This window comes from Bacillus sp. J33, assembly GCF_000518885.1.
Classification (GTDB): Bacteria; Bacillota; Bacilli; order Bacillales; family Cytobacillaceae; genus Cytobacillus.
Genome location: NZ_JAEL01000043.1, coordinates 1 through 18,589 on the forward strand (window position 1 = coordinate 1; position 18,589 = coordinate 18,589).

Here is an 18,589-nt window from a genome sequence, read left to right on the forward strand (position 1 = left end):
CAGCACGTTGGACAAAGCTCATTGGATTAGCACAACAATGGATAGTAGAACAAAGACAAGCCTAACTTTTTGTTTAGCTGAGCCCTTAAGCTAATTCAGCAATCGGCGGAGCGAACTCTTGACAAACCGAACTTGCCAATGGTTTAAAATGGAAACAACCAAGGGCTTATTTGGTATGCCTTCTTTTGTTCCCTTCGCCCTTGTTAAACAATCCTCAAACCATTGGCGTGTTTGTCAAGAGCGATTGCGGCGCATCTCCATCCAGTAAATAGGAGAGAAACTAACCCTTTAGGTAGTTTTCATAAATCTTTTGACACTACCTCCCGTGTTGTATTCACCATTTAATGACAAATACCATGAAAACATTCGTTTTAATTGTCTTAATGAGTCTGCAGTCTTTTCCTATCTATTAAAACCTTATTTTCCAATAATTTGGAAGGGTATTTTTTCCTATGCATAAAATCCCATGCCAGCTCAAAAAACAAGGCAGCCATTCAAGGGCTGCCTTCTATATCCTTTATTTTGTTTTATCAAAAAAACTCATTCTTGGATTCAAATACTGGTTCGGGCTTTTTAATTGAAAACAGTTAGCTTTTTCTAAGAAATCTATTTTTAAATTTTCATCCAGGAACACTTCTTTTGATTTCTCCACATATATGCTTCCTGCACTCGTGCTGATTTCCCGGTCACCTTCATCCAGCTCACCCACAAGCCAGAGAGCCGCTACTCCGCTAACGACACAGCCGCAGCCATCTATATCATATTTCAGCTTTAAAAATCCATCTTTCCCAGCCATCCGCTCGGATAATTTTTCTGCCGCCGTTTCCGTTACTGTAATTTCCATGGTTTAAAACTACCTCCTACTTGCATATGCTGTATTTTAACACAGGTATATTTAACATGCTCCTAAAAGGGTTCTTCCTACCCCTTTTGCAACTCATTTAGAAAGGATGAATATGTATGACGAAGGCTCAGATTAAAGTAATGGATAACGGCTCGCTCCGTGTAACTGGCGATGTGGAATTAATTGATATGGATGGAAATAAATTTGAAACAAAACAAGTTTTTTCCCTTTGCCGCTGCGGAAAATCATCCAAGATTCCATTCTGTGATGGATCCCATAAAGGAACTTTCAAGTCGTGCGTACGTGCCAAGAAGGCCGTGGACGGCGATAAAGAATAATATTTGGAAAACGGGGATGGTTATCCCCGTTTTTTTTCAAAAGATAAAAAAGTATAACTTTGAACTTCGATAACTGTCTAGCTCCGGCACCCTATCGACTCGGCGTGCTTCCCTCACCTCGTCTACGATAAGTCAACATCGAATCGCTATCGCTCTTCGTGTTTCCTATATCTCACTCGGCTCAGTCCACCACGCTCCGTCGATGGGCAAGGGTGCCTCCGCTTTTCTTGTTTTTCACTTTTGCTGGTGTTACTCTCTCTTCCTGCACAATGCCTTGCAGCATCTCCCTGTCCATGTCCGTACTGTCATCTCCAGCTCCTGGCGCAATATTGGCCATTGGCAGCTGCTCGAGCTCTTTTCCTCTCGGCAAGTTAAAACACCTCCTTGCTGTTAAGGTGCTTCTGCCGCCTAAAAACTACCCCTTATAATTGCTTTCTTTATTTTCCAGACATGCCTGTTGGATGTTCCCTATACTTTTACTCATCCGTTAACCGCGCATCAGCGATTGAGTCAAGGGAAATACGGTGAATTTCCCCAAACCGGTCTACTATATGCAGCTTTTGGACAAGCTCATCCCAGTAATGAATATTTCCAATAACCAGTTCGTAGTTTTTGCCGCGGTAATGGGTAAGTGTGACCGATTTTTGAAATTCCATCGCCTCTAAAAGAATCTCGTTCATATACTCCAGTTTTTGCTCATCCAATTCCCGCTTTTGCTCGTGCGTATCTTCCTTTGCCCAATCTCTTAATAGCTTGACATGTTCCGGCAGCATCATGGAGGTCCATTTTATTCTGCCTCGATCGCGAATCATAAGCTGTCCCCCTTTTTCTTTTTAGCTCTGTTAACTTGTCTGCTGATTTCCGCTCCAGGCACTCAAGCTTTCCGCGGGCGTTCCGACACTTCTCGGCGCATCACGCGCCTGCGGGGCCTCCCTTTGATCCCTTCTCCCGCTGGACATTGGAAAAGCATCCTTGAATATACACCTCGTCGTAAAGTTATACGGAGCATTTTCGAGGGGTCAAGCGCCCTCCGCTGCAACCAGCTCAGTTGGTTAACCTTAGTTAGCCCTGAAAAGCACAAACTTTACGAAAACAGCGTAAAATTAACAATCAGCTTTAACATAGCCTACATTTTATGGCCGCCAACCAATGTCGCACGGTGTTTGGCGGTTCCTGCACTTGTATAAGATACAGCTCTTAACAGAGCACCTCCCCCAAACTTGGAGCGGATCCGGTCGACTGTATAGCCGAGCTCCCGTTTTTTCCAGCCATCCAGATCAAACAGGCTGAGCTGCATTTCACAGTCATCCGTAATATTTCCGAGGGAGATAGAGATTTGCCGCACTGTTTTGCCCTCATAATTCTCTTCAAAAAGCTCCAGACAGACGCGATAAATGTCCATCGTGATATTAGTCGGCTGGTCAATCGTCCTTGAACGGTAAAAGCCTCCGCCGAATTCGTCCTGGCTGTATCCGAGGCCAAAGCTGACTGTCCTTCCGGCTTTGCGATGGCTTCGGGCCCTTCTTGCCACTTCCTCACACATCTCAAGGACCACCTGCTTAATCTCCTCTTCTTCCTTGTAGTCCCTCAATAAAATCTGGCTTTTCCCAAAGCTGATCTGCCCTTCCATAATGGGTGCCCCCATTTCCGAAAGATCAATTCCCCATGCATGATGGTAAAGCTGGTTGCCCATAATCCCAAACTTCTTTTCAAGCTTTTCCAAATCATAGCGGGCAAGCTGGCCCACTGTGAAAATCCCCATTCCGTTCAGCGTTTTCTCGACACGCCGGCCAATTCCCCACATTTCCCTCAAAGGAGAGACATTCCACAGCTTTGCCTGCACATCTTCATATGTCCACTCGGCAACTCCCTCTTTTTTCGCCTCAAGATCAAGGCAGAGTTTGGACATAAGCATATTCGGCCCTATTCCAATGGCACATGGAAGCTGGAATTCCCGTTCAATATCATCTTTTATTTTCCAGGCGATTGTCTTGGCATCCCCCCAGAGATGGAGCGCGCCATCTACTTTTATAAAACTTTCATCGACACTGTACGTGTGGATTGCTTCCTTGGGGACATAGCGGTTAAACACCCGGGTGATTTCAGTGGAAATTCTTAAATAGGTGGCCATTTTGGGCTCCGCAATCCTAATGCGAGGATCATCGGGAACCTCAAACAAGCGGGATCCGGTCTTTATTCCGAACTCCTTTTTCATTCGGGGAGAGGCAGCCAAAACAACACTGCCCTTCCGCTCCAGATTTCCGGCAACCACAAGATAGCAATCAAGAGGGTCCAGGCCAAGCATGACAGCAGAACAGCTCGCATAAAAGCTCTTCATATCAATACACAAGATTTTATTATTCGGCATTGTGCTGTAATCAACCATGACTTCCGACATCCTCCTTAGAACAGCGTAAGGCACCCGCTTATCTGCCTATGACCTCAAGCTGAAAGCGCCTGAAGCTAAACCCTTGCCTTTAAAAGGTCATAAATTAGCTCTTGCATTCGGCTTGCTGGGCAACAAAGAACATTTGTTCTATTTATGTATACCCATTATATTAAGCGAATATGCGTTCGGTTTCAATGGAAATTTTACGAGGATTTTCTTAAAACAGGTTCTTTTGCCAGGTGCCGATATTCCCACAAACCTGTATAATCAGCATGAGGTGTAAAGAAAATGAACTAAAAACTAATCTTCAAAATGGTACAGAACTGTTTAAAACAATACAATGAGGACAGCGATTCCATTACATTTGAAAGCAGGGAATTTGCAGAAATCTTAAATAAAATCATAGAAGCCAAAAATAATGATGCTGACAGCGATCTGCATGAGATTGTAAATGATGCGGTGTACGGCTATATCACAGATTCACCGTATTTTTAGAGGGAATTGCAAAAGAAGCCGCCAGGCAATGCTGGCGGCCAATTTCTTTGCTATGTTGAACGCGGGTTGATTTCTGATGAAAAGGCGATCGCTTTCCACGGACTTCGGGGGGAATCCGCTTTACTTAATTATTTCTGATTAAACGCACGTTTTCCAAGTCTTTCAAACAGCCTCGGAAAAAGGGCATAAACGATGCTTCCCGCATTCATCCATCCCGGGAGATTAATTTCCCTGACTGGCTTCAGCATGGCATCGACCACCTTAAGTGCAACATACTCGGGCTTGAGCAAAAATTTGCGCACGTTTTTAACGTAAGTGCCCTTTTCATCGGCAATGTTAAAAAAGTTTGTTTCAATCGGTCCAGGATTGACAGCTGTTACAAACACATTACTGTTAGCCAGTTCCATCCGAAGGCTGTTTGTATAGCCAAGAACAGCATGCTTGGTTGCAGAATATATACTGGATTTTGGTGTAGCAATTTTGCCCGCCTGAGAAGCGATATTGATAATATGGCCGCTCCTCTGCTTCCTCATTACCGGCAGCACCATGCTTGTGCAAGCCATTAATCCGACTACATTTACTTCAAACATTCCCTTTATTTCTTCAATTTTCGCTTCATGCGCCTCCCGGAAAATTCCAAATCCGGCGTTATTAACAAGAATATCGACTTGACCAATACGGGCAAGAATCTCCGAAAAAACAGCAGACACCTCATCAGTATCAGAGACATCAAGCTTATGTACGAAAATATCCACTGAAAAACGGCTTTGCAAATCAGCCTTCAGCGCATTCAATTTTTCAAGATTGCGGGCCAGAAGGACAAGATTCGCCCCTCTCTCAGCGCAAAGGGCAGCCATTTGGGCTCCAATTCCACCAGATGCCCCCGTAATAATCACATTTTTATTTTTCAATCTATCTGTCAAATTAAACCACCTCTTTAGACGCGGAATACAAGAAAGCTTCCTCCTCTTTATTTATATAAATCTCCCCTATTGATTGCAAATAGTCAAGCTGGGCAACTGTTTCAGAAATGGTTAAGGAGAGCTCTTTCTCATACACTTTTGGAAAAAGGCGGCGGCATGCTTCAAAAACTGTTAGCGGCTGGGATTCGAGCCACGCCTTTACTTTCATAGCCCGGTCATGCTGGCGCTTCAGCCTTTCTTCTATTAGATCATTCACTTTGAAAATATCTTTTCCATGGCCTGAGTAGAAAAGGGAAATCGGCAGCTCCTTCAATTTGTTCAGTGACTCATTATACTGCAGCTGGGGCTTCGGCCGTTCATCTTTTCCAGGCAGCGGCGGTTCCAGGATAGGGTTTGGGGAGATATGAGCAAGCAAATGGTCTCCGCCGATGAATACACCGTCCTTTTCCCTAAAAAAACCTATATGGCTCTGGGCATGGCCCGGCGTCTCTATAACGGTCCACTCTCCCAGCCCGTCCGGCTTATCGCCTTCCTTCAATTCCCCATTTAAGGTGCGGCTGCAGGAAAAACGAAGTGTCTTTTTCATTATTTCAATAAAGGATAAATACTTTTCGGGAACTCCAAATTCAATAAAAAGCTTTAAGTAAAATTCATCGTGGTATTTTAAAAAGTCTTCTGTCCGGGAAAGCCACCTTTGGTTAATTGGATGCCCAAGCACCTCCATAGTCTCAGGAAAGCAGTCAAGCAGACCAGCATGATCAGGATGATGATGGGTAAGTACAACCTGTTCAAAATCACCTGGTGTCAGATTCAGCTCCTTAAGCTGGACGTTTAGCGCTTCCCAAGCTTCGTCCGTTTTTGGACCAGCATCCACAAGAGTCAGCTTTTCCCCTTTTACAGCATAAACATTGACATCACCGACAGGAAAAGGTGTCGGGATAACGAGTTTGGCAATTCCATCTTTCCATTCAGCCATTTTACCAGCCCCCTAAAAACGCTATATTTAAATAAAGTAAAGCTGCTATATATATATTTCCGCAGGCAATACAGGTGATGCGAGCCAAAGTGTCCTTTACATGCAGGAGTTTTATTCAGCCTTTTAAAATAAGGCATCCATCCAGCACACAAATGGCTGAAATTCAGGTAACATGATTTAGAAATTTTCATATATAAAATTAAGTGTACCGTTCTTTTCTTCAATTGTCATTATTTTCACATAATTTTTTCTTAATCCTAATAAAAAATAAGCGAAATTCAACTTGACAAACAGGCTTGTCATCTTGCATAATCACAATTAAAATTTGATTTCACAGAACAAAGCTGCACTCTAGTGCAGCAGGAAAAAATAGCTATGATTAAGATTAGTAAATGGGAAACGGCGAAAGAGAGTGAAGCTCAGCGGCTGAGAGGCTTCATCGTCCACTTGACCATTGAACCTGCCTTATGAGCTGTTAGGAAAACCTAAACGCCCCCCGGCGTTATCGGGATCGAGATGCCTTTTCTAAAGGTGCAAATGCAGCTGCGGCTATTCGAACGCAGCACATCTGCTTACTCCAGGAAAGGCAATGAAGGTGGTACCGCGGAAGCAAAGTCTTTTCGTCCTTTATTGGATGGAAGGGCTTTTTTATTTTGGCTATGTTAAAGCACATTGTAATTTTGGCACACTGTTGAATGGAGCGGCAGGCGCTAATTTCCGCGAAAACGCATTCGCATTTATTTTCTTACGACAAGGTGTTTACCCGCGGATGCTGATTCAACGTCCTAAGGGAGAAGCGCATCAAAGGGAGACCCCACAGGCGCGTGATTCGCCGGGGAGTGTCGGACCAGCCGCGAAAAGCTTGAGTGCCTCGTGCTGAAATCAACAGACAAGTTTGCCAATGCTTTTATTTCATTAGCCGGCCGTCCTAAGGAGCAATTATGTTATAAGGAGGAATATCATATGAAAAAATTAGCTGTTGTTGGAGCAGGGTCCATGGCAGAAGCATTAATATCAGGGATAATAGAAAACCGGCTTATCACCGGGGAAAACATTTGGGTAACAAATAAATGCAATAAGGAAAAACTGCAATCCATGCAGAAGGCTTATGGCGTACAAGTCACTTATAACCTCAGTGAACTATTCAAAGGGGCTGACGCTGTTATTTTAGCCATGAAGCCAAAGGACGCAGCTGATGCCATCACTCTCATTAGGCCTTATTTAAAAACGAATATGCTCGTTATTTCCGTATTGGCCGGCGTTTCCATTGAAAGTATCGAATTATTGGCAGAAAGAAAGCTTCCAGTTGTCAGAGCCATGCCAAATACCTCTGCAGCAGTCGGCAAATCAGCCAGTGCCCTATCAGTCAATGAAAGAGTGACAAAGAATCAAATGAAGCTTGTAAAAGATATGTTTGAAACAGTTGGAATGGCTGCGTTTGTAGAGGAAGCACAGCTGGATGCGGTAACAGGGCTGTCCGGAAGCGGCCCAGCGTATATTTACTATCTTGCGGAAGCGATGGAGAAAAGCGCTGAAGAAATCGGCCTCGAAAAGGAAATGGCCAAAGAATTCATCATTCAAACGCTGATTGGGGCAGCCGAGATGCTCGCAAGATCAGCCAAAGAGCCTCAGCAGCTTAGAAAAGAAGTAACAAGCCCTGGCGGAACAACAGAAGCAGGTGTAAAAGTGCTTGAGGAGAATGGTGTCCAAAAGGCTTTTATTGAATGCATCAAGGAAGCAACAGCCCAATCCAAACGCCTTGGCCACACCTTCACCAGCACTGTTAAAGCCTAACCATATCAGAACTTCCTGAAATTAACTGAAAGTCTCCCGCTTTGCTTAGAACAAACTAAAAGAAAAGAGGAAGTGCTTTTATGTTAGCTCTATTACTAAGCCTTAGCTTAATTGTCTGGGCAGCTGTTTTCATTGATGCTTCTTTTGGTTTTAAGCGGCTCGACCGCCTTGAGGATTCCGGAAGCATAAGCGATGGGCCCCTCCTTACTGTAGTAGCAGCGGCCAGAAATGAAGAGGCACACTTGGAAGAAAGCTTAAAGAGCCAGCTGAATCAAAGCTATAAAAGCATTGAATGGATCCTGGTCAATGACCGTTCAACCGACAGGACCGGAAAAATTATGGATGCCATCCAGGAGTCTGATCCAAGAGTCAGAACAATCCATATTAAATCTCTTCCCGATGGATGGCTTGGTAAAAATCACGCTCTTTATAAGGGATATCAGGAATCATCAGGAGAATTGATTTTGTTTACTGATGCGGACGTTTTATTTAAAAAAGATGCATTCGGAAAGGCCATAAAATATTTTAACCAGCACAGTCTGGACCATTTGACTGCAGCTCCCCATTTAAACGGAAAAAACTTCTGGCTGAAGGCGTTCATTGCTTTTTTTCTTTTCGGTTTTTCCTATTATAAACGCCCCTGGCTGGCAAACAGCCCCCGTTCAAGAACCGGCATGGGCATTGGGGCTTTCAATCTGGTATCCAAACAGTCCTATGAAAGGCTTGGCACACATGAAGCAATTAAAATGCGCCCGGATGATGATTTAATGCTTGGGATGAAAATGAAACAAAATGGCTTCAGGCAAAGGTTTGTAACAGCTATAAATCTAATTGAAGTAGAATGGTATGGAAGCTTAAAAGAAGCCTTTAAGGGATTGGAGAAAAATACTTTCGCGGGTCTCCATTACCGAATCAGTATGGTGCTTTTTGCTATTGCTGGCACATTTATTTCACAAGTTTTGCCCTTCATCACGATTTTCTCATCGGAGAGGAGCATTTTCATCCTAAGCCTTGCAAATATTTTATTACTGGCCAGCGTTTACATTCTCATTACCAAAAGAATGTCCGCTTTCTCTTCTCTCCTGTTTCTTGTATTTCCAATAACAGCTCTCCTTTTTATTTATTCCATTATCCGTGCCGCCATCTTGACATTTTTGCAGGGCGGCATTGTATGGAGAGGCACTTTATATAAATTAAGCGAATTAAGGGGCAAGCACTGAGAATTCAAAAACACATCCCAAAGTGCTTGTTCTTTTTCATTTGATTTAACGCCTGCTATACTTATTATTTAGGATAGCGAAAAAAGGAGGCATTAGAATGGAAACAAAACTTTTCTCCCCTTTTACCATAAAAGGGGTCACTTTAAAAAACAGAATTGTCATGGCACCGATGTGCATGTACTCAAGCCATAATGAAGATGGCATGGTCCAAAACTGGCACAGGACACACTACACGAGCCGAGCTGTCGGCCAAGTAGGCTTAATTTTCCTCGAAGCGACTGCCGTAACACCACAGGGCCGTATATCCCCTCAGGATCTGGGAATATGGAGCGATGATCATATCGCAGGGCTAAAGGAACTGACTGATTTAATGAAAGAACACGGTGCTGCAGCAGGAATCCAGCTTGCACACGCCGGCAGAAAAGCTACAGTTGAAGGGGAAATTCTTGCCCCATCCGCCATCGCTTTCAATGAAAAAATGAAAACGCCAAAAGAAATGACAAAAGAAGAAATTGCTGAAACCGTTGAAGCTTTCAAACAAGGTGCCGAAAGGGCGAAAAAAGCCGGCTTTGATGTAATTGAAATTCATGCAGCACACGGCTATTTAATCAATGAGTTCCTCTCACCTCTAAGCAATAAACGCACGGATGAATATGGAGGATCAGCAGAAAACCGTTATCGGTTCCTGCGCGAAGTCCTTGAAGCAGTTAAATCCGTATGGGACGGCCCTTTATTTGTAAGAGTTTCCGCACACGATTATCATGAAGAAGGTTTAACTGCAAAGCAATATGCTGAAATGGGCAAATGGATGAAGGATCAGGGTGTAGATCTTATTGACGTTAGCTCAGGTGCTGTGGTACCAGCAAGAATACATAGCTACCCAGGCTACCAGGTCAAATTCTCCGAAACCATTAAGGAAGGTGCAAATATTCAGACTGGCGCTGTCGGCTTAATTACATCCGGCTTGCAGGCTGAAGAAATACTGCAAAACGGACGTGCGGACTTAATTTTCATTGCCCGGGAATTGCTGCGTGATCCTTATTGGCCCCGTACAGCAGCAAAGGAGCTCGGCGTTTCCATTGAACCGCCTGAGCAATATGAGCGCGGATGGATGTAATGAGAGTCCTGACAAAGGCTGTCATTAATTGATTAGAACAGAAAACAATGCATAAAAAAGGGATGGTTTTGGCAACCATCCCTTTTCCTATTAAAATAGCTGGAGAGAATCAAGAAATACGATGATAATCACTAAAGGCACAACATAGCGAAGAAGGAAGTGCCAAGCGGAAAAGATGCCGTTAAGCGATTTCGAACCCTTGATTAATTCATTTTTAAGCAGATCTTTCCTCATTTTATATGAAACGAAAATGGAGATAAGCAAAGCTCCGACTGGCATCAGAATATTGCTCACGAGAAAATCTGCACTGTCAAAAATGGTTTTTCCGAATATCAGGATGCCTGATAGGCTGCTGAATGATAGTGCTGATGGAATCCCGACGATAAAGATTGCCAACCCAGTAAGCCATGCTGCACGGGTTCTGCCTTTTCCCTCTTTACGCGTTAAGGCTGCCACGACAATTTCCAGCATGGAAAAAGCCGAGGTGAGGGTTGCGAATAGGAATAATGCAAGGAATAAAAGCAAAAACACTTTTCCAAACAGAATCTGATCAAAAACAGATGGCAAAACAATAAACAATAAACCAGGTCCTGCCGCAGGTTCAAACCCCAGAGAGAAAACTGCCGGGAAAATTGCCAGGCCGGCCAGAATTGAAATAAACAAGTTCATGCCGACAACAGAAAAAGCAGGCTGCAGGAGGCTTTCTTTTTTAGATAAATATGAACTGTACGTCACCATAACGGAAACCCCGACACTCAGCGAGAAGAAAGATTGTCCCATGGCATAAAGAACCGTTTCAGAAGTTAAACTTGAAAAATCAGGCTTCAAAAAGAAAGATACACCATTCATTGCATTCTCAAGTGTTAAAGAACGGGCGATTAAAACAATAAATAAAAGAAACAGCGCAGGCATCAGAATTTTGCTGACCTGCTCAATTCCCTTTTGAATTCCTTTAGCCACAACTAAAATCGTAATGAAAAGAAAAATCCCTTGTGCTGCTACAACAGATACAGATTCTGACACCGAGCTGCCAAATAGAGCTTCATAATCTCCTGCAGCATCCAGAGAGCCTGTAACCCCGTATACAAGATATTTAAGAATCCATCCGCCTATTACACTATAAAAGGATAAAAGCAGAAAACAGGTGAACACACCCAAATACCCAATCCAATGCCATTTAGATCCCGGAGCAATGTCCTTGTATGCTGAGATTGCTTCTTTCCCGGTGCTGCGCCCAATGACAAACTCCCCAAGCAAAAGCGGAAAGCCTATTAAGAGGGAAAATAAAAGAAATAATAACATAAATGCACCGCCGCCGCTTGTTCCTGCAACATACGGAAGCTTCCAGATTGCCCCCAGTCCGATTGCCGAACCGGCCGATGCTAAAATAAAACCAATCTTCGATGACCATTGTTCATTTTGCTGCATGCTTGTACCTCCACAATTTTTTTCTAAATAGAATAGAAACCGGCCGGATTTCCATTTTTAATCTTCACCCAAGCTTTATCCGAATAAACAAAAAAGCCACATTTCTTCAAAAGGGACGCAAATAAGATTTACGCGGTACCACCCTTTTTGAAAGCATGTGACTTTCCACTCGAAATATAACGGATTAACCGTCTTTTCTGCTGAAATGCAGAAAAGATAAGCTCCAAGGTGAAATTCATCTTATCTATGTGCCAGTTTCCACCAAACACCGGCTCTCTATAAACAGGGAAATAAGACTTAATAAATACTCTTCATAGCTTTTTAAATATAATGTTTTAAGTATTAAGTGTGATTATAGTATGGTTAAAGCAAACCGTCAATGGCAAATTTGAAAAATTCAATTTTTCCAGACATTACTTTTCGTTCCAAATCCGCCTCCAGTCGACACTCTCATTGTTCACTTTAATCTCATAAACATCCGGATTGCTCATCTTCATCAGGTTGTCAAAACCCACTTTTTCATCGAAATTGCGTAGCAGCAGGGTTGATAAATTCCCATGGCTGACCAGCACAATATGGTCTTCATCAGAAGCAACCAGCTCCTTCAGCAGGGAAGCAGCCCGCTCCATGCCGGACGAGTGGGATTCTCCCCCTTCAAATACAAGGTCAAAATCCGAAAAGCTTTGCTCCAGCTTCTCCTGCCAATCATCAAAAAGAATAGAACTTAACACTCTTTCTCCCAAGCGAGTTTCCTCAATAATGTCCAGATTTCTGGATTCTGCAAGCGGCCGGATTGTTTCAATGGCACGCACAAAAGGGCTCGAGTATATACGATTAACTTCTTTACCTTTAAAGAAGTCAATCAGCTTCAGCGCCTGCTCTCTTCCGCTGGCCGTCAATTTTGCAGAGAATGGCTGTCCTTCCGCTTTTGCATGACGTACAATATAGAGGGTTTTCATTTTAATCCACCTTCCCTTTAACGAGCGGTATATGGATCTCCTTGAAATCCTCCGCTATTTCCGTATTTGGAAAAACCGTTTGTGATTCCTTAACAAGCTTTTCCCAATCCAATCGTTCATACCTTGAACTAATATGATTAAGGCAAAGCTTTTTGACATTTGCTTTTTGTGCGACTTTAGCCGCCTGAATGGTTGTCGAGTGAAAATAATCGTACGCAAGCTGTTCTTCTCCTTTTGAGAAAGTTGCTTCATGAATAAGCAAATCAGCATCAGCAGCCAATTCAACTGCAGCATCACAAATACGAGTATCGCCAAGCACTGTGATGATCCTCCCCTTTTGGGCAGGTCCCAGGAAGTCACTCGCCTCTATAAGTCGCCCATCTTCAAGCTCTATATTTTCGCCATTCTTGATTTTTTTATAATGAGGACCCGGTGATACACCTGCTTCGGCAAGCTTATCAGCCAGCAGGGTACCCGGACGGTCCTTTTCTGTAATCCTGTACCCATAAGAAGGAATTCCATGCTGAAGCAAGCGGGCTTCCACCAAAAAATCTTTATCTTCAAATATAACGCCATCACTGATTTCGTTGATTTTCAAAGGGTATTTAAGATATGTACCGCTGACAGAAAGCGAGACTTGAACATATTCTTTAAGCCCTTTTGGACCGTAAAGAATCACTTCTGTATCACCGCCCTGGAAAGAACGGCTGGATAATAAGCCGGGCAGTCCATAAATATGGTCTCCATGAAGATGTGTGATAAAGATTTTTTCAATCCTTCGCGGTTTAATGCTGGTATGTAAAATTTGATGCTGTGTTGCCTCTCCACAGTCAAAAAGCCAGATGCTTCCTCTTTCTTCAAGAAGTTTTAAAGCCATGGACGAAACATTGCGGAGCTTTGCAGGTATTCCCGCCCCTGTTCCCAAGAAAAAAACATCCATTTATAAAATGCCCCTTTCAGGCAGAGCAAGCACTGAGTGCCAGGAGTCTGCCACTGATCAACCCATGCTCGGGTAACTGCCTAAATAAAAGTAGTTTGAAACTGCCAGCAGCCAAAATCGCACACTGTCTGGTTTAGTCAGGAATACTATCACTATACCACAGAGACCGCGAATTCTCTTTTAATCAATTTGATTTTGTGCCATTTCATTGGATAGTTACGCTCCTTTAGACGGACACTATCTGTAGAGTGCATACATAATGTTTGCGAAAACTGCTTTAAACAGATAAAATTTTATATTTGTACAGGCCTTTTTTAGCAGTGCAACATACCAGCATATCTGAACTGCGGGTGGACGCATGGAAGTCCAGCCTTACATACAGAATTTTTGTCGAAGAGAGGTTCATGAATCGTGACACTAAACGAAAAACCGACCGCATTAATTATGATATTTGGAGCAACGGGTGATCTGGCAAATAGAAAATTATTTCCGTCACTTTACCGTTTGTACAGGAAAGGTAAGCTATCCGAACGCTTTGCGGTAATTGGGATTGCCAGAAGGCCGCTTTCAAATGATGAGTTTCAGGCGAATGTAAAAACTTCTGTAGAATCTGCGATAAAAGACAGCAAAGAACTTGAGGATTTTGTTTCCCATTTCTACTACCATTCGCATGATGTAACAGATTCAAGCTCATACTTGTCTCTTAAAACTATGGCAGAGGAACTGGATACACATTATTCGCTTAAAGGGAATCGAATTTTTTACCTGGCAATGGCACCTGAATTTTTCGGTACAATTGCGGAGCACTTAAAGGCTGATGGCCTGACTGATGTTGATGGCTTTAAGCGCCTTGTAATCGAAAAGCCATTCGGCCATGATCTTGAATCAGCCAAACAGCTCAACAAACAAATCAGAAAAGCCTTCTCCGAAAATGAAATTTACCGAATTGACCATTATTTAGGGAAGGAAATGGTGCAGAATATTGAGGTTATCCGTTTTGCCAATGCAATTTTCGAGCCTTTATGGAACAACCGCTATATCTCCAATATACAGGTTACATCCAGCGAGGTTCTTGGTGTAGAGGAACGCGGACGTTATTATGAAAAAAGCGGTGCCCTTCGCGATATGGTCCAAAACCATATGCTGCAAATGGTCGCTTTGCTTGCAATGGAACCTCCCATCCGCCTTACAACAGATGAAATCAGATCTGAAAAAGTAAAAGTTTTAAGAGCCATGCGCCCTCTTGAAGGTGAACAGGTTAAAGAATATTTTGTTCGCGGGCAATATGGCAAAGGATTCATGGATGGAAAAGAAGTCCCTGCCTATCGCGAAGAGACTATGGTGGATCCAGAGTCCAATACGGAAACATTTGTGGCAGGCAAACTGATGATTGATAACTTCCGTTGGGCAGGGGTGCCAATCTATATCCGAACAGGTAAAAGAATGGCTGCTAAATCAACAAAGATTGTCATCCAGTTTAAAGATATACCGATGAATTTATACTATCAGACTGAGCAAACGTTAAATCCGAACCTGCTTGTCATCCATATTCAGCCTGAAGAAGGCATCACCCTTTATTTAAATGCCCAAAAATCAGGACAAAACATGGAAGCTACACCCGTTAAGTTAAACTTTGCCAACAAGGGCATCGACGGAATGAACACTCCTGAAGCATATGAACGGCTTTTATATGACTGCATGCGCGGAGACGCTACAAACTTCACGCATTGGGATGAAGTTGCCCTTTCATGGAGCTTTGTTGATAAAATTTCGGATGTATGGGAAAACACAAAAGAAGAAGGCTTCCCAAACTACGAATCCGGCTCAATGGGGCCAAAAGAAGCAGACCAGCTGCTTGAAAAAGACGGCTTTTTCTGGTGGCCTGTTACGGACCTTGATGTTGAAGAGTGTTAAATGAAATCGAAAACCCCTGCAGCTGCAGGGGTTTTTGTTTGGGAAAGCCTCAAAGTATAAAAATTCTGCTGGCAATTTTGCCTGCATTTATAATAACATTCCACTATGAATTAATAATCTACCTTATGCATCACTTTCCACCTTTTTTTCACTACTTTTAAAATTTATGTATCATTTCCCGATTTTTATGTGCTATTTCCCAAGTTTTTTGCTTCACTTTTTCAAAATATGCGCAACTCCTTAATATAATAGGCTTTTCCTCTAAAAAGAAAAACAGCGCCCAAAGGACGCTGTTTATTTTTTTACTCCATCCAATTTGTATGGAAAATGCCTTCTTTGTCTACTCGCTGATAGGTGTGTGCACCGAAGTAGTCACGCTGAGCCTGAAGAAGGTTAGCAGGCAATGTTTCAGTGCGGTAGCTGTCATAGTAGGACAGTGCAGCTGAGAAACATGGTACAGGGATACCGTTCTTCACAGCCACACTGATGATTTCACGGGTTGCATCCTGGTAGCTTTCTACAATTTCCTTGAAATAAGGATCAAGAAGCAGGTTCTTTAAGCCAGGCTCACGGTCATATGCTTCCTTGATTTTTTGGAGGAATTGGGCACGGATGATGCAGCCTCCGCGGAAGATCATTGCGATATCGCCGTATTTCAAATCCCATCCGTATTCTTCAGATGCTGCTCTCATTTGTGCGAATCCTTGTGCATATGAGCAGATTTTACTCATATAAAGAGCTTTGCGGACACTTTCAATAAATGCTTTTTTATCGCCTGTAAATTCTGCTGTAGCAGGACCGCGAAGAACTTTGCTTGCTTGGACGCGTTCCTCTTTCATTGCGGAAATGAAGCGTGCAAATACTGACTCTGTAATGATCGGGAGCGGAACGCCAAGGTCAAGCGCGCTTTGGCTAGTCCACTTTCCAGTGCCTTTTTGGCCAGCTGTATCAAGAATGACATCTACAAGCGGCTTCCCTGTTTCATCGTCTTTTTTCGTGAAAATGTCTGCAGTAATTTCAATTAAATAGCTGTCAAGCTCACCTTTATTCCAATCTGCAAATACTTCATGAAGCTCTTCAGCAGTCAAGCCAAGCACATGCTTTAAAAGGAAATAGGACTCTGAAATCAGCTGCATATCACCGTATTCGATTCCGTTATGGACCATTTTTACATAATGTCCGGCTCCATCAGGGCCAATATAGGTAGTACAAGCCTCACCATCGACTTTTGCTGCAATATCTTTAAAGATAGGGGCAACAAGCTCATACGCTTCCTTTTGTCCGCCAGGCATGATGGAAGGACCCTTTAGAGCGCCCTCTTCTCCGCCTGAAACTCCTGTTCCGATGAAATGGATGCCAAGCTCGCTTAATTCCTTGTTGCGGCGCTGTGTATCCACAAAGAACGTATTTCCTCCATCAATAAGAATGTCACCCTTATCTAATAATGGCTTAAGCTGTTCAATCGTAGCATCTGTTGGTCCGCCAGCTTTAACCATGAGCATAATTTTGCGAGGCTTTTCCAAAGAGTCAACAAACTCTTCAATCGTATATGTACCATTAAAATTTCTGCCTTCTACCTCTTTTAGCATTTCATCTGTTTTTTCGCGTGAACGGTTATAAACAGATACAGAGTATCCTCTGCTTTCAATATTCATGGCAAGATTTTTGCCCATTACCGCTAAACCGATAACACCAAACTGTGATTTAGTCATTTTCTATAACTTCCCTTCTAACCTTTATGCTGCGTATTGTTCAAAAGAAGGACTTTTTTGAACAAACCCTCCAAAAAAGAATCCACTATACTTTAGCAAGATTCCTGTCCTTATTCAACTTTCCTGTCTTAGTTTTGCATAATATCTTCTGAAAAAATCATAATTTATCATCTTTTTCATCTTGTGTTTTTTTCATTGTTGGCCTATTATGCAAAAAGTCTTTATTAAAGCTGGTGTCTGTACCGATTTTAGGTCCTGTGATTTTCATTTCCGAAAGAGATCCGGCATGGTCAATGATTTTAGAACCATATTTTTTTCGCAAAATGTCCATTGTTTGAAAAAGCGGTTCCTTTTTGGCATCTTTTTCATAGCTGAACAGGTCAAGCTGTTTAACGGCCAGCTGCGGCTCAACGAGGTCTGTCCCTGTTATGCCCAGCAGCCTTACTGCATTTCCGTTCCAATGCTTTATAAATAGCTCCTTTGCCATTTTATAAATCTCTTCATCCTGCTGAATGGGATTTTTCAGCTTTCGGCTTCTTGTAATGGTTTTTCGGTCCTTATATCTGATTGTAATCCCCAGTGATGTTGCCAGCACCTTTTTTCTCTTCAGTCTTGATGAAACTTGTCCTGCCAATTTTTCAAAAACCTGCAGCAGCTCCCTCTGGTTTGCAACATCTCTTGGCAATGTGGTTGAATTGCCTACACTTTTGAATTCGGCTGCAGACTCAGGGTCGACTTTTCGATTATCATTGCCATTCGCTTTTTGCTTTAAGCGGGATCCGTTAATTCCAAGAACGGCTTTTAATTGTATTTCATCTGCTTTTGCTAATTCACCAATGGTAGTAATTTTGAGATTCCGCAGCTTCTCTCCGGTTTTCCTGCCGACTCCGTGCATTTCTTCTACTTGCATCGGCCAAAGAACATGGGGAACATCCCTTTTTCTCAAAACAGTTATCCCCATTGGCTTTTTCATGTCAGAAGCCATTTTGGCCAAAAATTTATTGGGTGCAACACCAATGCTGCAGGGCAAATCAAGCTGCTGGAAGATCTGCTTTTGAATAGTCCCAGCTATTTCTAAAGGGCTCCCGAACTCATAGCTGTCTGTAATGTCCACATATCCCTCATCAATCGATACCGGCTCAACAAGAGCTGAATATTCACGCAAAATATCAAACATTCCCATAGAAGCCGCACGGTATCTCTCAAAGTTTGGCTTCATAATGATTAACTGGGGGCAAAGCTTTTTGGCTTCCCACAGCGGCATAGTAGTTTTTACGCCATAGCTTCTGGCCTCATAGCTGCATGTGACAATAATTCCCCGCCGCTCCTCGGGATTGCCAGCGATTGCCAGAGGTTTTCCCTTGAGTGATGGATCATAAGCCATCTCAACCGAAGCATAAAAACTATTCATATCAACATGGAGAATGACTCTCCCTTTTTTGGGATACATATGTTTCATGCCGGCACTTCCCTGTGAAAAAATATAATACTTTATTATGGGCTCTGTTAAAATGAGTGTTGTTTTCTGCAGATACTCGGC

The 18,589-nt window shown here is 42.9% G+C and carries 17 protein-coding genes and 1 other annotated feature; of the genes, 6 read left to right on the forward strand and 11 right to left on the reverse strand.

From position 1 onward, the window contains the following. Nucleotides 1-517: 517 nt before the first annotated feature. On the reverse strand, nt 518-844 hold the full coding sequence (locus L634_RS0113505) for an iron-sulfur cluster biosynthesis family protein (RefSeq protein WP_026582910.1): 327 nt from the start codon (nt 842-844) through the stop codon (nt 518-520). 116 nt (nt 845-960) lie between these two features. Here L634_RS0113505 and L634_RS0113510 point away from each other — a divergent pair, with 116 nt between their 5' ends. Then, a complete protein-coding gene (locus L634_RS0113510) occupies nt 961-1,182 on the forward strand; it encodes a CDGSH iron-sulfur domain-containing protein (RefSeq protein ID WP_026582911.1) in 222 nt (73 codons plus the stop codon). Between the two features lie 181 nt (nt 1,183-1,363). Here L634_RS0113510 and L634_RS31120 read toward each other — a convergent pair whose 3' ends face one another. From L634_RS31120 to L634_RS0113530, 3 genes are all read right to left on the reverse strand, one after another. Continuing rightward, nucleotides 1,364-1,552 (reverse strand): hypothetical protein, encoded by a 189-nt coding sequence (locus L634_RS31120; RefSeq protein WP_051428331.1) that lies wholly within the window; start codon nt 1,550-1,552, stop codon nt 1,364-1,366. Nucleotides 1,553-1,658: 106 nt separating this feature from the next. Beyond that, nucleotides 1,659-1,994: a YolD-like family protein gene (locus L634_RS0113520; protein ID WP_026582912.1), complete on the reverse strand. Its 336-nt coding sequence runs from the start codon at nt 1,992-1,994 to the stop codon at nt 1,659-1,661. 314 nt (nt 1,995-2,308) lie between these two features. Further along, the gene (locus L634_RS0113530; RefSeq protein ID WP_026582913.1) at nt 2,309-3,568 is read right to left on the reverse strand and encodes a Y-family DNA polymerase; all 1,260 of its coding nucleotides are present in this window, start codon (nt 3,566-3,568) and stop codon (nt 2,309-2,311) included. 306 nt (nt 3,569-3,874) lie between these two features. On the opposite strand from L634_RS0113530, the gene L634_RS31125 reads away from it, so the two are divergent. Beyond that, a complete protein-coding gene (locus tag L634_RS31125; protein ID WP_332249049.1) occupies nt 3,875-4,066 on the forward strand; it encodes a YqzH family protein in 192 nt (63 codons plus the stop codon). Nucleotides 4,067-4,194: 128 nt separating this feature from the next. Here the strand turns inward: L634_RS31125 and L634_RS0113545 are convergent, their stop codons facing one another. Then, nucleotides 4,195-4,989: an SDR family NAD(P)-dependent oxidoreductase gene (locus L634_RS0113545; protein ID WP_026582914.1), complete on the reverse strand. Its 795-nt coding sequence runs from the start codon at nt 4,987-4,989 to the stop codon at nt 4,195-4,197. A gap of 1 nt (nt 4,990) precedes the next feature. After that, complete coding sequence (locus L634_RS0113550; protein ID WP_026582915.1) at nt 4,991-5,965, reverse strand: MBL fold metallo-hydrolase; 975 nt, start codon at nt 5,963-5,965, stop codon at nt 4,991-4,993. 963 nt (nt 5,966-6,928) lie between these two features. Between L634_RS0113550 and proC the strand changes: the two genes are divergently transcribed. From proC to namA, 3 genes are all read left to right on the forward strand, one after another. After that, entirely contained in the window at nt 6,929-7,759 is an 831-nt protein-coding gene (gene proC, locus L634_RS0113560) for a pyrroline-5-carboxylate reductase (protein ID WP_026582917.1), read from the forward strand. An 80-nt stretch (nt 7,760-7,839) separates the two neighbouring features. Beyond that, entirely contained in the window at nt 7,840-8,979 is a 1,140-nt protein-coding gene (locus tag L634_RS0113565) for a glycosyltransferase (protein WP_026582918.1), read from the forward strand. Between the two features lie 97 nt (nt 8,980-9,076). Continuing rightward, a complete protein-coding gene (namA, locus tag L634_RS0113570; RefSeq protein WP_026582919.1) occupies nt 9,077-10,096 on the forward strand; it encodes an NADPH dehydrogenase NamA in 1,020 nt (339 codons plus the stop codon). A gap of 90 nt (nt 10,097-10,186) precedes the next feature. On the opposite strand, the gene L634_RS0113575 is transcribed toward namA, so the two are convergent. The 3 genes from L634_RS0113575 to rnz all read right to left on the reverse strand — a co-directional run bounded on the left by L634_RS0113575 (nt 10,187) and on the right by rnz (nt 13,423). Beyond that, entirely contained in the window at nt 10,187-11,524 is a 1,338-nt protein-coding gene (locus L634_RS0113575; protein WP_026582920.1) for a sodium-dependent transporter, read from the reverse strand. A 108-nt stretch (nt 11,525-11,632) separates the two neighbouring features. Further along, nucleotides 11,633-11,848, reverse strand: a binding site (T-box leader). Between the two features lie 89 nt (nt 11,849-11,937). Further along, nucleotides 11,938-12,483 carry a histidine phosphatase family protein gene (locus L634_RS0113580; protein WP_026582921.1) on the reverse strand — a complete coding sequence of 182 codons (546 nt, stop codon included), beginning with the start codon at nt 12,481-12,483 and terminating at the stop codon, nt 11,938-11,940. A gap of 1 nt (nt 12,484) precedes the next feature. Next, nucleotides 12,485-13,423, reverse strand: a complete 939-nt coding sequence (gene rnz, locus L634_RS0113585) for a ribonuclease Z (protein ID WP_026582922.1) — start codon at nt 13,421-13,423, stop codon at nt 12,485-12,487. Nucleotides 13,424-13,834: 411 nt separating this feature from the next. Between rnz and zwf the strand changes: the two genes are divergently transcribed. After that, nucleotides 13,835-15,337, forward strand: a complete 1,503-nt coding sequence (gene zwf / locus L634_RS0113590) for a glucose-6-phosphate dehydrogenase (protein WP_157452400.1) — start codon at nt 13,835-13,837, stop codon at nt 15,335-15,337. A gap of 302 nt (nt 15,338-15,639) precedes the next feature. Here the strand turns inward: zwf and gndA are convergent, their stop codons facing one another. Both gndA and L634_RS0113605 read right to left on the reverse strand, forming a co-directional pair. Continuing rightward, entirely contained in the window at nt 15,640-17,049 is a 1,410-nt protein-coding gene (gndA, locus tag L634_RS0113600; RefSeq protein ID WP_026582924.1) for an NADP-dependent phosphogluconate dehydrogenase, read from the reverse strand. Nucleotides 17,050-17,206: 157 nt separating this feature from the next. After that, the gene (locus L634_RS0113605) at nt 17,207-18,508 is read right to left on the reverse strand and encodes a DNA polymerase IV (RefSeq protein WP_026582925.1); all 1,302 of its coding nucleotides are present in this window, start codon (nt 18,506-18,508) and stop codon (nt 17,207-17,209) included. Nucleotides 18,509-18,589: the final 81 nt, after the last annotated feature.